The sequence below is a fragment of the Cohnella fermenti genome (assembly GCF_004801405.1).
GTDB lineage: Bacteria > Bacillota > Bacilli > Paenibacillales > Paenibacillaceae > Cohnella > Cohnella fermenti.
The window spans coordinates 1-17,416 of record NZ_SSOB01000057.1 but is presented as its reverse complement, the minus strand read 5'-3'; the positions used below and the strand labels follow the sequence as shown (position 1 = coordinate 17,416).

The following is a 17,416-nucleotide window of genomic DNA, read 5'->3' as shown; positions in this document are numbered from 1 at the left end:
TGGAAGGAAGCGACAGTAATGAATTCCCTCGCTCAGCAACTGAACGACACCATTCAGCGGGAGAACCCGCGCATTTACGAGATGCTGTCCGGTATCGGACGTCAGATTTATTTTCCGAAGGATGGCATTCTGAGCCAAGGCGCCGAAGCCAAACAGAAAGCTAACGTATACAACGCGACGGTCGGGATCGCCACCGAGAACGGCACGCCGATGCACCTTAAAGTCATCCAAGACAACCTATCCGCCTTCGACCCGAAGGACCTATACGAATACGCGCCTCCGGCGGGCAAGCCGGAGCTGCGCAGCGTCTGGCGCGACAAGATGCTGAAGGAGAACCCGTCCGTCGCCGGCAAGTCGATCAGCCTTCCGATTGTCACGAACGCGCTGACGCACGGACTCAGCGTCGTCGCCGACCTGTTCGCCGACGCCGGCGACGCCGTTGTGCTCCCGGAGAAGAACTGGGAGAACTATGAGCTGACGTTCGGCATCCGCCGCGGCGCCGAGATGATTGAATATCCTCTCTATAATGAGGATAACCGCTTCAACGCCGCCGGCCTGCGCGACGCGTTGCTGGCGCAGAAGGACAAGGGCAAGGCGATCGCCCTGCTGAACTTCCCGAACAACCCGACGGGCTACACGCCGGACGCCGAGGACGGCAAGGCGATCGTCGCCGCGATCCAGGAAGCGGCCGAAGCGGGCGTGAACGTCGTCGCCGTAACGGACGATGCGTACTTCGGCTTGTTCTTCGAGGACTCGCTGAAGGAATCGCTGTTCGGCCACCTGTGCGGCCTGCACGAGCGCATCCTCCCGGTCAAGGTCGACGGTGCGACGAAGGAAGAGTACGTCTGGGGCTTCCGCGTCGGCTTCATCACCTACGGCGGCCAATCCGCGGGCACGCTGGCGTCGCTTGAGCAGAAGACGCTCGGCATCATCCGCGCCACGATCTCGAGCGCCGCCCATCCGTCGCAGACGTTCGTGCTCGAGGCGTTGAAGTCGCCCGAATTCGAAGCGCAGAAGGAAGAGAAGTTCCGCATCATGAAGGGCCGCGCCAACCGCGTGAAGGAACTGCTCGACAGCGGCAAGTACGGCGACGTCTGGAGCTATTATCCGTTCAATTCCGGCTACTTCATGTGCCTGAAGCTCGAGTCGGTCGAAGCGGAAGCCGTCCGCGTCCGCCTGCTCGACCAGTACGGCGTCGGCACCATCGCCCTTGGCAAGACCGACCTTCGCGTGGCGTTCTCCTGCATGGAGGAAGACCAGCTCGAAGACCTGTTCGACCGAATCCACAGCGCTGTCCTGGACGTGCAGAAGGAATCGGCGGTATCGCAATAATATAGGAAGAGCTGTCCCCGGAGGTTCGGGGGCAGCTCTTTTTTTTGAAAGGACTAGAAGGGGCGCGACGACCAGAAACCAAGTGCTACCGCCCCCGGCCTATCGCCGCCCGCCCGCCTCCGATGACCCTTTTATGCGCCAAACCGCACACAATCTGCGCCGCAGAGGCTTCTGAGCACTATAGTGTGAAAAACCACATACATTCGGCGCATGGAGGGGCTTCTGAGCACTATAGTGTGAAAAACCACATACATTCGGCGCATGGAGGGGCTTCGGAGCACTATAAGTGTGAAAAACCGCATACATTCGGCATATGGAGGGGCTTCGGAGCACTATAAGTGTGAAAAACCGCATACATTCGGCATATGGAGGGGCTTTGGAGCCCCATAAGTGTGAAAAACCGCATACATTCGGCGCATGGAGGGGCTTCGGAGGCGCACCGAGCGGGTGTCGGAGCTAGGCGCAGTTCTTCCGCACAACAGCGCCCCGGACGAGGCTACCTTCGCCGTGTTATGCGACTTTTCCGCACATCGGCACATCGGGGCGCCCACCTCCTCTCTCCGCCTTTTACCGCCACTTGCCGCCTTTTTCCACCTTATCCCCGCCTCTTGCCGCCGCTCCCATCCGAGCCTCTCGCTTACGCCTCCTCCGTCCCGCTTGCCTCGAAGAACACAATTCGGTTCCCGAACGGATCGAGCAGCCGAAGCTCGCGCGTGTTCCACTCCGTCTCTTCGATCCCGGGGCGCAGGTAGCGATAGTTCTTGGCCGTCAGCGCGCGATGGAACTCGTCCAAGCCGTTCGTCTCCACCCGGATCGCGGCTCCCGGCGAACCGTCTCCGTAATGTTCGGACAGATGCACAACGAGCGAGCCAAGAGACACCTGCATATACAGGGGAAAATCAGGTTCGAAGCGAGCCTCCCAGTCCAGCCGAAATCCGAGGTACCCCAGATAGAACTCTTTTGCCTTCTCCACATCGAACATCCGGAAGATCGGCGTAACCATCCCCATTTTCATCGTTGTGCCTCCCGTCTTTTTTACAGCGTCGCTCGTTAAATCACAGGCGTTCCCACGTCCATAATGATCGGCTGCAGCAATCGACTCAGATTCTCGCCCATGATCGTATGGCCGTATTCGGACGGATGCAGCAAGTCGCAGGTCAACCCGGCGAAGTCCGTCAATATTTGCGAGCCTTCCAGCAGATGGAGCTGCGGATATCTGCCTTGGTCTGCGATTTCCCGCAGAATATGGCCATACGCCTTCTGATTCTCCCCCGCTAAGCTCGGCTCCCGCTCATGGGTTGCGGCGTTCGGGAACACGGTCACCAAGACCACCGGCTTGCCGGGATGCCGACTACAGATCGTATCCACGACATATTGGACCCGAGCCCGGAACTCCTCCGGCGCGAAAGCGCCGCGCATGTTCACTCCAAGCTCCAATGTGGCGAAATCCCAATCGTTAAGCGACGACAAATAATCGGCTACTTCAGGCTCGCACAGACATGCGCCGCCCAGTCCTTTGTTCAACACGTCCACGCCAAGTCGACGGGCCGCCTGCTGGACGTAGGAATTATAATTATTCAGCGCAGCCCCGCCATGCGTAATCGACGAGCCGTAAGCCAGCCACCTCTTCGCGGGCACTTCCTCCGGCTGAGGCGGGCGAATGGGACAGCCGAAGGCCTCCACGCCATGGAAGCGAGCCGTGTACCTGCACAGGAATATTCGCCATACGCGATGCGAGAACCGTTGGCCGGTCATCGCCGCCGGATCAATGCCTGCCGGATTGAGCTTGTTCTCCAGGTGAATCGTCTTGATGGCGCCGTCGCTTCCGCTCAAGGAGTGATGCGAGTGGAAGTAATCTCCCTGGAATATCATAACGTCGCCGCTGCCTTCGACAGAGGACAGAGAGAGGCGGAATTGATTGGCCTCGGTCACGAAGCGAATCTCGCAGCCGCTTGCCTGCTGGGAGATGAAGCGCCCTCGTTCGCTCATCGACGCCCTCACTGTCTCGGGGAATCGCTGCAGCAACAGGCCGGGGCACAATTGGTTATTTTCCACCGCAACCACGTTGTGCAATTCAACTTGTTCATATCTCATCTCGCCCAAGTCTCCTTCATGAATCATCAGGTAAGCTACTCGATCCATATCCTCTTCGCGTAGGCGGTTGCGTCGATCTCATTGTTCCCGCTGTCCGTAATAACAAAGGCCGACGCGGCCAAGCTTGTCGATCCGGCCGTCTCCTTCGTCTCGAAGTCGAGGCGCAGAATCTCCTGCCCGCCGGAGATCGCCACAGGGGAAGCCGCAGCAACGATGATGGTGATGGAGCCCGGCTCTTCGTTATAGGTTACGGAAGCGTCCAGCCCGGCAACCAGCGAAGTCGCATCCGTGAAGTCGAGGCTGTCGCTGTCATAGTTTAGATCGAGCCGGAAGCCGTAGACGCTGCTTGTCGCCAGGTTGTCCAGCCGCACGTTCAACGCAACCGCCTCGTCTTCGCCCGCCGTGTTCGGTCCCTGCAGACTCGCTTCGGGCCGGGCCGTTCCCCGGACACGAATCCCGTCGGACTTGCCGCCCTGCGCTACGATGCCCATATAGCCGGGAGGTATCGGATCGACCGTATCGATAAAGTCGAACACCTTGACGCCGTCCACGTAACAGAACACCCGAACGCCGCCTATCACGTCGATGGCTCCGACATCCAGCTTGGCGCTTATATCGCTCTGCAACAATGTGTTGGGATAGCTGTTCAGATAAGCCTGTGTGCCGTTGATCCGCTTCTGCAGCTCCCACGTATTCTGCTTAAACACGATGAAGTACGAAGTATCGCCGCTGCCGAGCACGGGCAACGTGGCGTTCTGCGAACGCAGGACGATTCCCGGCCATTCCGCCCCGTCGACATAATGGTAGAGCAGGTCCATGGTAAACACGTTATCGCCGATGATCTCATTGTATTTGGAGATCGTCCCGTCGAACAACGAATACCCGCCATCGCTGCTATACGGCGACGACCAATTGCTCGTATCCAACAGCATCGCGCCCAAATCGGCTTTGTCCAGCAACGGCACCGCTTCCAGAATGACCTTCATCTTAAACGTCTCCAGCGCGGCGGCAAGCTCGCCCTGCTCTGCCGTTATATCCGCTTGTTCCGCGGACGCCGAATCGGCAACGATTCTGGCTTGACCGATAGCGGATAACAGATCGGCCTTCGCTCCCGGAATATATTGTCCGGATAGCGACCCTTCGGCCGATTGATCGTACAGATCCTGCGCCTGCCCGATCAGGGAGACGAGCTCGATGCGGGCTTGGAAGGCGTCGATCTTGGCCGAGATGGCCGCCAGCGCGTCGTTCAGCTCCGCCTCGCTGTGGGCGCCTTCGATCAATTCGATCGTATCCGCAATGCAATCCTCGAGATCGTCGATAATCGCGGCGCTTACGGCATCGCTGTCGGCATATTGAGCGACCAACCCTTCGGCAGCCAGTATCCGGTCGCGGACGGCGTCCTCCGGCTCGCTGGCCGCAAGCGGCAGAAGCAAGCCGACGTCGTCGATAAATACGATTCCGTCGGGCGGAGCAATCTCTTCCGGACGGTTCGTCCAGTTGAGCGTTCCCTCCTGCCAACTGTCATCCTCGAACCCGTATACGATAGTGGATACGGAATCGCTGCTCGACCGGGATGCCGGATGCAACTGCAGCGTGATCGATTCGACCGGACTGCCGGTCGAGATGCCGCTCAGGTCGAATTTAAGATACATATTCTCGATATAGTTCGCGTTGAAGTAGGATGCGTTAAGCGATGACTGGCTGCCGTAATTGGTCGTCTGCGACGCGCTGGAGCTCTTCGCTTCTGTATCTTCGGAGGCCGTCAGCGTCTCCGTCGTCGAATCGGCATGCCTGACGATCAGCACCGGCCTGTTGACGCTCGCACCCGACTCGGACGAGCTGAATGTAATCCGCTTCGCCGCCGTCGCCGGATCGACCTTGACGATCAGCGAAGCGACGCCATCGCCGCTATACTGCGCCTCCACGAAGGAGGTGACGTCATATTCCGCCGTCGCAGCCGAGATGCCGATCGTCTGGGCGTCAAGCGGCCATAAATTCGGCGTCACCGACATCGCCCGGTCGACCTTGCGCACGAATAGGGCAGCCGAAGTGGCCGACGGGCCGGTCGTGAAGTCGAACGTCGTCTGCTGCCAGCCCGTTCCATAGACGCTCCGGGTGACGCTTGGCCCCCCGTAATCGCGTACCCCGAACTCGGCAGCAGCCGAGTCGTCGGACGTCTTGCTCCAGATGGAGAATGTGTACGTCGTATCGGGCGATAACCCTTCCACTGTCTGCTCCGCCTCGGCATTGGCTCCCTGCAGCGTAAGCGCCCCCTTCTGGAAGCGGGAATCGGCCGTCTCCGAGGTCCACGCCGCACTCCCCGCGTTCAGCACTTGCACCGTATCGGCTACCTTCGTCCAAGGCGCAAGCATCAGCGTCTCGAATCCGTAATTGACGACGAGATTGCGGAACGGCACGGCGCTGAACGTTCTGGATGGCGTCGGCTCGTCGTTGAAGTCATGGCCGGTCCGGAAGTCCGCCGCTCCCGCCTCGTAAGCGCCGACATCCGGCGAGCTCCCCGTATAGCTGTCCGTAATGCCCGGCACAACCATGCCCATATCGATCGCCGGCGAGCCGCTGCCGATACGGAAGTCTCCGTTGTCCGGATCGATAAACTGCGGGTCTTGCCCGCCGAGCACGAACAGATTGTTGCCTGCCGCATAACCGTAAGAGTTCGGATAACGAATCGTATCGTTAATAATATTATTGAACAGACGGTTGCCGAACAGATCGCCCGCGAAGCGCGAGCCTCCCGTCGACAACGCCTTCGTGTTCGGGCCGAGCGTGTTATTGTACACCAGATTGTAATTGGACGGCGTGTTCAGGCGGATGGGGTCCGAATTCGGAATGTTCCAGATCACGTTGTGATGAATGAGAAATTCGCTGCTGGAATTGTCCAGATAGATGCCCATTCCGAGATTGGCGGAGGCGTCGATATCATGGATTTTATTGTAGCGGATCTCCGTCCACATGCCGTCCGTATTCGGCGTATAGATCATCGCCGTATCGTAGCACACCATCGCCCCGGCAGACAGATCATTGTGCTCGATGATCGTTTGGACGGTGTTTAAGTTAATGACGTCCCGGCCGGCTCGCTCCATCGTATTGTAGCCGATATAATGCCCCTGCCCCTGGACGGTGACAAGACCGCCCCAGGTCCCGGCGTAATCGCCGTCATGCAAGTAAGAGTTGACGACCGACTGATTGGACCCGGTTATAAGAACGAGACCCGACGAGCTGTACGCAATCTCGCTGGAATTGATCTCATTGTCGGAGCCGTTCAGTTGGATGCCCTTATCAATGGCATCCGGTCGGCCGCTATGATTCTCGGATTGCTGCGACACGTATTCCATCTTCATATTCTGCAGCAGAATGTGGTTGGAAGCGTCGTCCGTGACAATCGATCCCGCCTTCGTATGCACCCCGATCACATGGATATAGGCACGCCCGCTAAAGTCCATCGTCACTTGACGAGCCTTCGCCTCCACGTTGTCCGGCGTGCCGCCGCCGGGAGCCCAGACATACAGCATCTCCTCTGCCGAGTCATACCACCACTCGCCGGCTGTATCGAGCAACTCCTTCTTCCCCCATAGGTAGAAGGCATTGCCTGCTCGCGCATCGTAGTAGGTCCCCGAGGAGCTGACAGATTTCATGGTCATCTTCCCGGTGACGGCGTCGTATGCCGTAATCTCGCTGTCCAGACCGGCCCACCCCGAGCCGCCCCTGAACCAGATATGGGCGCCGACCGGATCGAGTCCGACGGGAAGCGCGCTGTACGTAACTGTCGTAGCCGTGCCGGTGTTCATCGTCGCATAGATCTGCTTCATCAGCGACCCCGTATTATTAGGCCATCTCGCTTCGAGCAGCATCTCGCCGTCCGCGAACACCTGGTTGCCCGATCCCAGCCCGAGGATGGCCGGTGCCTTGTAAATATCGCCGCTATCCTGCACCCAGCCGGTCACCGCCTCTGTGCCGACGATGGTTGCCGTCTCGCCAGCATAGCTACGATACGTAATCGGATTGCTCTCCGTTCCCGAATTGGCCGGAACGACCGCCTCCCGGTACACGCCTTCGCGAATATAGCAAGTATCTCCCGCAACCATCGTGTCGGCCGCCTTCTGAATCGTTTGCCACGGATGAGCCAACGAGCCATCGCCCGTCGTGTCGCTCCCCTCATCTGCGGAGACATAATAAACGTCCCCGGAAGCGCTTGCAGAATGGTCGCCTGAATTAAATACCAACGTACAAACCAATGCCAGCAGCAGCCCATACATCGCTGCCTGTTTCTTAACCATATCTTTTCCCCCCTCCTCGTTACTTCAAGCCTCTCTGCTCCAAATACTCATTGAACTGCTTGGCCACCTCGGCTGCGTACTTCTCCTGACCGGCTTTCTTCAGCCGCTCCTGCAGCTTGGGCCATGTCGTGTCGAAGTCGAGCGTCCCCGTCGCCAATCCTTGCTTATACTCGCCCCATACCGCGTTCAGATTGGCCAATTCCGTGCTGACCGGCTCGGAATTGAACTTGAAGCCGCCTATCGGATTGACCTCTGCGGTTTCGTTGATTTTCTTCGTCTCCTCCCATATCGTGGCGCTTTGCCCTTCCTTCAAGTAGGAGTTGAACACGCTGCCGAATACCCAATCCATGTTAGGCGCATAACGGCTGCCATCCTTCGCTTTGATGACGTCGTCGGAGATTTTGTCGTAATGAACGCCCTCGATGCCGTTGATCAACAGATTGTACAGCGTCTTGTCCGTATTGACCAAATTAAGGAACATCATGGCGCTCTCGGGATTCCTGGATGTGCGGCTGATCGCCTGATTGGTCGAATCGGAGTATCCGTTCGTGTACCAGTCCTCCAGCGGAATCGCGATCACCTCGTTGCCGCCGTTCTTCGCTTGCTCATCCTGCTCGATGCCCGGCTTAAGCGTTGTCGAGCCCAGCACGGCAATCAATCCTTGGGGTTCGAAGTCCGTCATCTTGGACGTGCCGGCATCCTTGTAGATGTAACCGGCCTTGTACCACTTGCTGGCCAGCCGGTAGGCATCCAGGTCTTCTTCCGGATAATTAAGCAACTGATAGCTGGTATCGCCCTTCTTCACGAAGAAGTGATAATCCGAGCCTACCGGTACCGACCAGTTGGGAGAGTGCGGATAATATTGACTGCCGAAGTTGCCGTACGGGATAATATCGGGTTCGTTCTGTTTGATTTGCTCCAGGAACGGCTCAAGGTCCTCCATCTTCTTGATGCTGGACACATCGAGATTATATTTGTCGGCGAACCGCTTCTGCACGAGCACCCCGTTGCGGAAGGCGCTGATCTGCTGGTTCGGGATGCCGTAGAGTTGACCGTCAATCTTCAACCCGTCCCATATCACCTGGGGCACAGCCGCCTTAAGCTCGGGCGCATCGTTCGTCAGCAGCTCGTCAAGCGGCTGCAGCGCCCCTTTGCTCGCCAGCACCTCCGTATGCAACAGATAGCCCGTCCACAAAATATCGAACTCCTCTCCCGCAGCGAGAACGGTATTCATCTTCTGCACGTAATCGCCTACGGACACGGGCATCAGCTTGACGGTCGCATTGATTTTGTCCTTGATGTACTTGTTGACCTCGTCCTCTACCATCTGCTGATCGGCCTGCTGCTGCGTCAGCGGATAATACCAGGTCAGTTGAACCGGATCGAGGCTCTGCGCGGTCTCGCTCGTTTCCGGCGAACCGGAAGGCTCCGTGCTCGCGGCGGCATTCCCGCCATTCAATTCTCCATTCGAGTTTGCGCAACCGGCGAGCAAGGACAGAACAAGCGGAACCGTACAAATTGCGGCCATTGTTTTCTTCATTCTGTTTGACCTCCTGTATTTGATATTCGCGATGCTATGTTAACCCTTGAGGGAGCCAACCGTTAACCCCTTGACAAAAAATCGTTGGAAAAACGGGAAGACGATCATCATCGGACCGCCGGCCAGCACGGCAATTGCCATCCGGGCGGAATTGTTCGGGAATTGGCTCAAGTCGATTGCCAAACTCTGCGTAAATTCCGAATTGGTCGTCAGAAATTCAATGCTGTTCAGAATCCGCACGAGCAGCAATTGCAGCGGCACAAGCTTCGGATTGTCAATATAGAGCATCGCGTTGAACCAGTCGTTCCAGTATACGAAGGCAATGAGCAAGCCCAATGTCGCCAATGCCGGCTTGGACAGAGGAAGGATGATGGCGAAGAACACCTTGAATTCCCGCGCGCCGTCCATCTTCGCCGATTCGACAATCTCAAACGGCAGCTTGGACATAAAGCCCTTCATCACCATAATGTTGAACGGCGACAGCAGAATGGGCAGGATGAGTGCGAACAGCGTATCCTTCATATGCAAATATTGGGTGATCAGAATGTAAGCGGGAACGAGTCCTCCACTGAACAGCATGGTAAAAAACACGTAGAAGGTCGTGATCCGGTTGTAGCGGTAGTCCCTTCTGGAGATAACATAGGCCGTCAACGCCGTCACAAACAGTCCGACAGCCGTTCCAATTGCCGTCACAAGCGTCGTCACGCCGTAAGCCCGCACGATAATATCCGGCGACTCCAATATATAGCGGTACGCATCCATGCTGATCCTTGCGGGAATAAACTGGAACCCGTTCGCAATAATCGCGCTTTCCTTCGTCAGCGACACCGCCACCACAAGAGCAAAGGGCATCACCATCAGTACGGACAGCAGAACGAACATGAGATTAATGACCAATTGGTGAAGCTCAATCCCTTTTTTCATTGTTAAGCCCCTCCCCCCTCGTTACCACAACGAATGCTCGGGATTGATTTTCCTAACGATTCCGTTGGACAACAGGACCAGCACCAAGCCGACGACGGACTGGTACAGACCGGCGGCTGCCGACATGCTCACATTGCCCACCTCGCGCAAAGCCCGATATACATAAGTGTCGATCACATCCGTAGTCGGGAAGATAAAGCCGGAATTGTTCGGAATGAAGTAATGCAAGCCGAAGTCGCCGCGGAACATGCCGCCGATCGACAGAATCAACAGGATAACGATCAGCGGGCTGAGCAGCGGCACGGTAATCCGCAGAGCCATCTGCAGCTTGGTGGCGCCGTCGATGCGTGCGGCCTCGTAATAATCCGAATTGATGCCCATAATGCCGGCAAAATAAATGAGCGTCGAGAACCCGACCGCCTTCCATAAATGCACGATAGGCAAGATAAACGGCCAGGGCCCCGAGTCCTGGTACCAGCTTATCGGCTTCATGCCCAAGGAGATTAGCATCCGATTAAGGAAGCCGTCCCCGTGGTTGAGGAACGCGTATACGATATATCCCACCAGCACCCAGGACAGAAAATGGGGCAAAAACAAGGCGGTCTGATAAAATTTGGTCCACTTGGTTCTGGCCTCGTTCAACAGAACGGCCAGCAGCAGCGCACAGCAGGTCGTGAGCAGCATGTAGCCCGCATTGTACAGCACTGTGTTGCGGGTAATGCGCCAGGCGACATCGCTTGTGAACAAATACTTGAAATTATCGAAGCCGACCCAGCCGCTTCCGAATATTCCTTTGTCGTAACGGTAATTTTTGAAAGCGACAATCAGGCCGACCATCGGCAAGTAGGCAAAAATCAATTTATACAGAAGCCCGGGGACGGACAAAAGAAACAGTTCCCGGTTTCTTGCGAACAGTTGCAGCTCTCTTCTAAGCGGGCCTTGCTTGCTCTTCGGCCCAACCGAATCCGCCGCATCGGCTCCGGCGATGGAATGCACTTCTTCCTGCATCGTATGTCTCCCTCCCAAGTTGCTGCAGCTTATAGCTACAGCTCATAACCCCTGCGGCGCATCTCGTCCGACACCAGGCGACCGTCCAATTCGGCGAACGTTCGTCCGCTCCTGCGCGCCAGCCCCGCCGCCGCCCCGACCGCTTCGCCCATCGCCACCGCATTGCCCGTGACCCGGTAAGAGGCGTGGGCATAGAAGTCGCCGCTGATGCACCGGCCGGCCATCGCCAGGTTCGCGTAATCACTTGAGACGAGCGCGCGGTACGGAACATGATACGGCCTGGCCTTGATTCCGTCCGTGAAGCTGCGGGCCTGATACACGCCGGGCTCCAGCGAGTGGACGTCGACGCTGAAGTTCACGAGGCAGACGCCGTCGTCGAAGCGCCTGCCGGCCACGATGTCCTCCGCCCGCAGCCGGTACAAGCCGTTGATCCGGCGCCCCTCCCGCAAGCCGATGTGGTCGGCCGTGACGATCAGCCGAAGCTCCTTCCATTCCGGAAGCTTCCATACCGCTTGCACGGCCCGCAGCAATTCCTTCCTGGCGCGGATTGTCGCCGCCGTAATCGCTTCGGCGGAATCGCATCTCACGTCGAACTCATGGTTGAACATGCACCCGTACAGGCCGGGATGCGGCAGCGGGAAGACGGTCGGCGCATCGTTGCTGGCGAAGTAACCGGCGGACCGGAACGTCTCCAGCAGCCCTTGCTTCTCGCCGCTTGCAACCCCCGGCTCCACCCGGCCATAGCGGTTGTAATGCCGCTCCGCAGTCAGCGCCGATTCGGGCAAGCCGCTGAAGACGGCCATCAGCGTGGCGGGCTGCACCTTGCCGGAATCTGGATGGCCCATCTCGAAGCGGCAGCCGGCCCGCGCCGCCAGGTCTCCGTTCCCCGTGGCATCGACAAAATAGTCGGCGACGAACGCCTCCCGGCCGGACGGGCTCTCCGTCACAATCGCCCCGAGCCTCCCGCCGCTCGCGACGGCATCCACTACCCTCGTGTGCAGCCGAACCTCCACCCCCGCCTCGCCGCACATCTCCTCCAATACGGCCTTCATCGCTTCGACGTCGTAAGTGAAGTTCGGGCCGCCGAAGCGATAGCGGATCGCTTCCATTCGTTCCAGACGCGCCCGCAGCTCGGACATCAGCCCCGCCTTGCTCGCCACGTCGTGAATCATGCACAGGATGCCGGAAGTCCAGACGCCGCCCAGGCAGCCTCCGCCTTCGACCAGCAACGTGCGGATGCCGCTTCGGGCCGCCGCAAGAGCGGCGCATACGCCGGCCGGTCCCGCTCCGCAGACGATCATGTCGTAATTGCCGGAAGGGAGCAGCTCCCTGCGCGGCTCGATAATCGGTTCTGTCAATCGGTCCATCTCCTTTTTGTTTGGCCGAGCGGGTTCACCCCTTTGCCCTTCGGCTGCTTATACCGTAGAACAAAATCGAGTTGGGCGTTACTGAACATTTTTTGCATCTCTGCACAATGGCCTGAACAATGCCAAGAACGCTGCACAGCGGCGCTTCCGAAGCGATTCCCCTCGTCCAACCGCACAAAAAAACAGAGCGCTCGGCTCTGTTCTGTGCGTTCAACGATTATGCTCCATCGCATGCTTTAATCGGTATTCCTTCGGGGTAGCCCCATACTTGCGTTTGAACAGTCTGTAAAAATAGCTTTCGCTCCCGAACCCCGACTTCTCCGTAATTTCCGCCACCGTAAGATCGAGCTGCTCGAGGTAGAGCTTGGCCTGCGTCAGTCGCCTCTGGTTGATATAATCGATAACCGTTGCCGATTCCTGCTCTTTGAACACTTGTCCCAAATAAACATGGCTCATCCTTAGCATATCCGCTATCTTCTGCACGTTCAGATCCGGATCGGCAAAATGATTGTCGATAATCTCCTTGATGGTGTCGACGATGAGCCTGGTCTTGTCTTCCCGCCCGCTCTGGCGCTGGTCGAACACGTCGCGGACGAAGTCCGTCAGCACTTCCCTGATCTCCTCCAGCGTATCCTTCTCCAGAATTCGCCGGTTCATCTCCCGCAGATTGACGCTGATCGGATTCACGTTGTGATTGTTCATCTCGCCAAGCGTGTTGTTCAAGAGAGTCACCATATGCAGCAGGGCCGAGAGAATATTCTCGTAGCTGAACTTCGACACAAGCTCCATCCACTTGTCAATGCCGTCATCGATCCGTTCCCGGTCGCCGCTCTTCAAGCTCTCCGCGAGGCGCCGTTCCAACTCCTGCGGAATATGCAATTGCTCGCACTCCTCGTTCGCTTGCACCTTCTCCGAATCGATAATGGCTCCCTTCCCCAGAACGAGGCGGTAATTGGACAGTCGGAGCGTCTGCGAATAATGGGACGTGATCTCCCGATAAGAGCCGAATACGGGACTTAGCGTGGCGGTAAAGCCGATATGATAGTACATCAGAATCGTATCCTGCATGTCCCTGATAATCCGGTGCAGTTCGCCAAGCTCCATATCGCCGTCCCGGCTGATCAGGAATACGAGATGATCGTGCTTCAATTCGACGGATTCGCAGCGATACCGCTTCCGAAGCATCTCCTGACCGATATTGGAGATTGCAAAATCGATGAGGGAAAGCGCCGATTCGCGAGACTGGGACAGCGGACCGTACGCCGTATCAATCTTGATCAGCGCCAGGATGAAGTTGCCTGCGGCAGCGATATCCATTCCGTACCGCTCGATATTTTGCCTGTATCCCTCTTCCGACATTCCCGCGCTGTCCGCAATCAAACTTCTTATGTGATAGACTTTGACCACATTCAACTGTGAGGCCTGATCGTGCTTCAGCCTCGTCAATTGATCGTTCAACTGATTATAGCTTTGCGCAATAGCGGACAGCTCATCGTGCGACTGCTGCGGAACGGACGTATGACGACGCACCAGCGAGAATAAATTTCCCACGGGCTTGTACAGCCGGATAGAAATAAAAATCGACAGAAGCACGGTCATCGCCACGACGGACAACGTAACGGTAATGGCCGTCCACCGCATTCGGCTGACATTTTCCAGAACGATATCGTAGTCCTGCAGCCGGATAATTTGCCAATTGTTCAATCCCCGCGTCAAGTAACTCACCATATACTTCTTGCTCTGGTACGTGTAAGTGAAATAATCGAGCACGCTGTCCGAAGCGGCTATGCGACGAAGCAATTCGTCCTTCATGCCCTCCTGTTCGGGCAACATGCGATTGTTCGATATCAGAACGTTGCCTTCGCTGTCGGTTACGAAGATTACGTCATCCTCCCGCTCCGTAACCGCGTTAAGCGCTTCCACATTATCCAGCAGCCATCCCGGCTTAATGTTCAGAACGAGCACGCTGCCCTTGGCCGAGTTTAGCTCCGAACCGTCATAAATAAAAAAGGAAAACGTGTCGAAAACGTCGTCCTGGCCGGGGTCCAGCTTCATCGGAATAAGCTGCAGCTTGGGCACGGCAGGATGCGTCTGCATATATTGATCCAACGAGCTCTGCAACTGATTGGTGTTCATATTATGATTAAGCGAGGAGAAGTAGCGCTGCTGCGTGCCGTTATAAAAGACGATGGAATGCAAATACGGCGAATTCGCGACCAGCCGGTTCAGCTTGTCCAGCTTCAGGATGCTCTCCTCGAAGTCCGAGCCCGACTTCAGTGCAACCAGATCGTCGTCGTTAAACAAGGATACGGCCAGATCTTTGACAATATCGTTCATGTTCTCAATATTGTAGTTCATCTGCGTCAGCAGCTTGCGGTCCGTCTCATGCTGCATGCTGAACACTTTGTTCTGTGCGTTAAAATATAAAAATACAGAAGTCACAATCAAAATGACCACAACCAGCATGAAGCTGACGACAATTCGCTGCAAATATTTTCTTGACTTGAATAGCTGAAGTAGACTCATCCATTCCGTCCCCCGCTCTTCCCGTTGTGCCATAAATATATACTCTGTCTATTTTCCACGTCAATCCACTTGGGAAAATCGGGGGCGGTGTTCGGCGCTCAGTCCAGTTGAAATGCGGGGTATTCCAGGTGATTTATCGGGCCGCTCGTTAAATGAATGCCCACTTGGCTCAAACAAATCTATATAAGCCGAACGAATGAATCTAACCCAGCAAGTTAAAACCGCATACCGTTGGGGACCGGAAGCTCTTGACCTGCTGTCCAGGTCGAGCGAATAAGCAAGCAATTCCGACTACATTCCGTGACCTGCGTCCATCGCCTTTTCACTAAAATGCTCTGTCTCCATATTTTCTAAGTTTATTGTACTCACTCCCTGGATCTATTGGATAATTTTGGGTCCATATTTTCATCCATTAATCGTTTAGCGAAATATATTGTTTCATCTCCCAAGTAGGCTCCACACCCACCTCATCGATCCACCTTGGCTATAATCCCATAATATGAAACTCCATCAATCTTCTCTTTAGTAGCACTTAACATGGCATTGTTCAAACTATAGCTGACGCAACTAGTACAGCATTTCAGAAATCTGTACCTAGCAAAAAAAGAGGCCCTAGAGGTTGGCGAGGACAAAAGAAAACTGGTCTATCAGCAGGCGAGTCAAAGCTTGAGGCGTGTCGGTAAACGGAGTCGACTCCCATTTTCCTTGGTGGTCTGCCATGCTCAATCCGAAACTTTGTGCATCGATCACGCTCAATCGGGCTCGATTCACACGCTCACCGCCCTCGGTTGAAAACAGCACCAAATGCTGACCACGGGGACGCAGCTGAATATGAGAAAAACCATTCGCCTCCAACAACTCTTCGACTTCATCGCCAACGGCTTCGAGGATCATCTTGTCCACTTACATCGCCTCCTCGTCTTGGATCGGGTATCCCCGGAAGGTCCAATGAAACGGATGCCCGTCTTTGTCGTTCCAGCGCCGGATAAAAGCCATCACCTTTTGCCGAAGATCGGTTTTGGAGGTGAAACTGTTGTGACGCAGGCAGCGTTTGTACAGGATCGAGAAGAAAATCTCAATCTGGTTCACCCACGAAGCGTGCAACGGCGTATAGTGAAACTCAAATTTGTTGCCTTGCTTCTCATTAAAGGCCGTCCATCGCTCGTCAGGGCCGTTGTCATGAATGTTTAAGTTGTCCCATACGATGATGATTTTCCGACAATGCCGGTAACGTTCAGCGACCTTGTCCATGAACGCAAGCAGGTCGTCGGCTTTGCGATGAGCACCGCAAGAGGCTACCACTTCGCCCGTCTTGACGTCGAAGCTAGCCAGTAGCGCCTGCGTACCGTGACGGATATATTCGTATTCGATTCGGCCTGTTCGGCCGACCCGCGGCAACTGTGTTTCGTATTTCTTTTCGTTGGCCTGCATCCCGGTCTTTTCATCAACGCAGCAAAGGGCCACATCGTCGGGAAGGTCGGCATGGTACAGCCCAACGATCTCGTTGACTTTTTCTTTAAATTGCGGGTCCTTGCTATGCAGCCACAACGTGTGTCGATGCGGTTTGAGGGCATTTTGTTCGAGGGTGCGCCACACACTGGAGCGGCTCATGGCGGGTCCGGTGCTTTTCGACTGGACGACCTCCGTCAACGTATCGTAAGTCCATATCACCTGACCCGCTAATCCGTAGTGCTCCGGTTGGTCACAGGCAATGGCAATGAGCTCGCATCGTTGTACCGCATCAAAGGTAGCTGGCGCGCCTGAACGCGGCGCATCCTCCAAGCCGGGAATCCGTCTGGTGGCGAAACGATCCCGCCATTTGCGTACGGTTTTGGCTGTCACACTGACTTCACGGGCAACCTGGAGTACGGGCATTCGCTCGACAACCAACTTCCAGATGAGGGTGGCTCGTTGTTTCAGACGAAACGCAATCTTCTGTCCCAGCATCATTTTTTTGATTCGTTTCCGTTCTTTGGTCGTTAAGCGAATCCCGCTCATTTGGCTCACCTCGATGAAAAAGGGGGGTTCGTTTCATTACCCCGTTTTCGTGAGATGCCTTACAAGTTTCCTTTTATTTTGTAGTTGTTTTTGTAGGGAACGAACTTATGAAATGCTGTACTAGGATTGTTAGGTTCCCTATCAATATTTATGTGTAATTTTCCGGGCATTTCTGGTTCATAAGGTATTTTTTTCTCTAATACAATCCTCGTATAATCGTACTTGTAAGATCATTTTGTTCTTTTTCCAGTTGATCCGGACGACTGAAAAGGAACGAAGTGAATTTCCAGTAGGTGACCGGGTGGAGGGCGTAGCCGAACCCGTACCGCAGC

Annotated in this window: 11 protein-coding genes; 1 reads left to right on the top strand and 10 read right to left on the bottom strand. The window is 55.9% G+C overall.

The window, feature by feature from the left end:
- Window positions 1–18 precede the first annotated feature (18 nt).
- Complete coding sequence (locus E6C55_RS29500; protein WP_136373429.1) at window positions 19–1,332, top strand: aminotransferase class I/II-fold pyridoxal phosphate-dependent enzyme; 1,314 nt, start codon at window positions 19–21, stop codon at window positions 1,330–1,332.
- 637 nt (window positions 1,333–1,969) lie between these two features.
- On the opposite strand, the gene E6C55_RS29495 is transcribed toward E6C55_RS29500, so the two are convergent.
- The 10 genes from E6C55_RS29495 to E6C55_RS29450 all read right to left on the bottom strand — a co-directional run bounded on the left by E6C55_RS29495 (window position 1,970) and on the right by E6C55_RS29450 (window position 17,084).
- Window positions 1,970–2,341, bottom strand: a complete 372-nt coding sequence (locus E6C55_RS29495; RefSeq protein WP_136373459.1) for a glyoxalase superfamily protein — start codon at window positions 2,339–2,341, stop codon at window positions 1,970–1,972.
- Between the two features lie 41 nt (window positions 2,342–2,382).
- Window positions 2,383–3,426, bottom strand: a complete 1,044-nt coding sequence (locus E6C55_RS29490) for a GDSL-type esterase/lipase family protein (RefSeq protein WP_168735942.1) — start codon at window positions 3,424–3,426, stop codon at window positions 2,383–2,385.
- A 35-nt stretch (window positions 3,427–3,461) separates the two neighbouring features.
- Entirely contained in the window at window positions 3,462–7,721 is a 4,260-nt protein-coding gene (locus E6C55_RS29485) for a CBM96 family carbohydrate-binding protein (protein WP_136373427.1), read from the bottom strand.
- A 19-nt stretch (window positions 7,722–7,740) separates the two neighbouring features.
- Window positions 7,741–9,261, bottom strand: coding sequence for an ABC transporter substrate-binding protein (locus tag E6C55_RS29480; RefSeq protein ID WP_136373426.1), 1,521 nt, complete (start codon window positions 9,259–9,261; stop codon window positions 7,741–7,743).
- Between the two features lie 39 nt (window positions 9,262–9,300).
- The gene (locus tag E6C55_RS29475) at window positions 9,301–10,185 is read right to left on the bottom strand and encodes a carbohydrate ABC transporter permease (protein ID WP_136373425.1); all 885 of its coding nucleotides are present in this window, start codon (window positions 10,183–10,185) and stop codon (window positions 9,301–9,303) included.
- Between the two features lie 21 nt (window positions 10,186–10,206).
- Window positions 10,207–11,193 carry an ABC transporter permease subunit gene (locus E6C55_RS29470; protein WP_136373424.1) on the bottom strand — a complete coding sequence of 329 codons (987 nt, stop codon included), beginning with the start codon at window positions 11,191–11,193 and terminating at the stop codon, window positions 10,207–10,209.
- A 35-nt stretch (window positions 11,194–11,228) separates the two neighbouring features.
- Window positions 11,229–12,551 (bottom strand): FAD-dependent oxidoreductase, encoded by a 1,323-nt coding sequence (locus E6C55_RS29465; RefSeq protein WP_168735941.1) that lies wholly within the window; start codon window positions 12,549–12,551, stop codon window positions 11,229–11,231.
- A 219-nt stretch (window positions 12,552–12,770) separates the two neighbouring features.
- Window positions 12,771–15,086 (bottom strand): helix-turn-helix domain-containing protein, encoded by a 2,316-nt coding sequence (locus E6C55_RS29460; protein WP_136373422.1) that lies wholly within the window; start codon window positions 15,084–15,086, stop codon window positions 12,771–12,773.
- A 612-nt stretch (window positions 15,087–15,698) separates the two neighbouring features.
- A complete protein-coding gene (locus E6C55_RS29455) occupies window positions 15,699–15,989 on the bottom strand; it encodes a hypothetical protein (protein ID WP_136373421.1) in 291 nt (96 codons plus the stop codon).
- Entirely contained in the window at window positions 15,990–17,084 is a 1,095-nt protein-coding gene (locus tag E6C55_RS29450) for an IS630 family transposase (protein WP_136373420.1), read from the bottom strand.
- Window positions 17,085–17,416: the final 332 nt, after the last annotated feature.

Excerpts from the sequence above, each read along its gene's own strand:
- E6C55_RS29500 (WP_136373429.1), top strand. The coding sequence starts at position 19 with ATGAATTCCCTCGCTCAGCAACTGAACGACACCATTCAGCGGGAGAAC.
- E6C55_RS29495 (WP_136373459.1), bottom strand. The coding sequence starts at position 2,341 with ATGGGGATGGTTACGCCGATCTTCCGGATGTTCGATGTGGAGAAGGCA.
- E6C55_RS29490 (WP_168735942.1), bottom strand. The coding sequence starts at position 3,426 with ATGAGATATGAACAAGTTGAATTGCACAACGTGGTTGCGGTGGAAAAT.
- E6C55_RS29485 (WP_136373427.1), bottom strand. The coding sequence starts at position 7,721 with ATGGTTAAGAAACAGGCAGCGATGTATGGGCTGCTGCTGGCATTGGTT.
- E6C55_RS29480 (WP_136373426.1), bottom strand. The coding sequence starts at position 9,261 with ATGAAGAAAACAATGGCCGCAATTTGTACGGTTCCGCTTGTTCTGTCC.
- E6C55_RS29475 (WP_136373425.1), bottom strand. The coding sequence starts at position 10,185 with ATGAAAAAAGGGATTGAGCTTCACCAATTGGTCATTAATCTCATGTTC.
- E6C55_RS29470 (WP_136373424.1), bottom strand. The coding sequence starts at position 11,193 with ATGCAGGAAGAAGTGCATTCCATCGCCGGAGCCGATGCGGCGGATTCG.
- E6C55_RS29460 (WP_136373422.1), bottom strand. The coding sequence starts at position 15,086 with ATGAGTCTACTTCAGCTATTCAAGTCAAGAAAATATTTGCAGCGAATT.
- E6C55_RS29450 (WP_136373420.1), bottom strand. The coding sequence starts at position 17,084 with ATGAGCGGGATTCGCTTAACGACCAAAGAACGGAAACGAATCAAAAAA.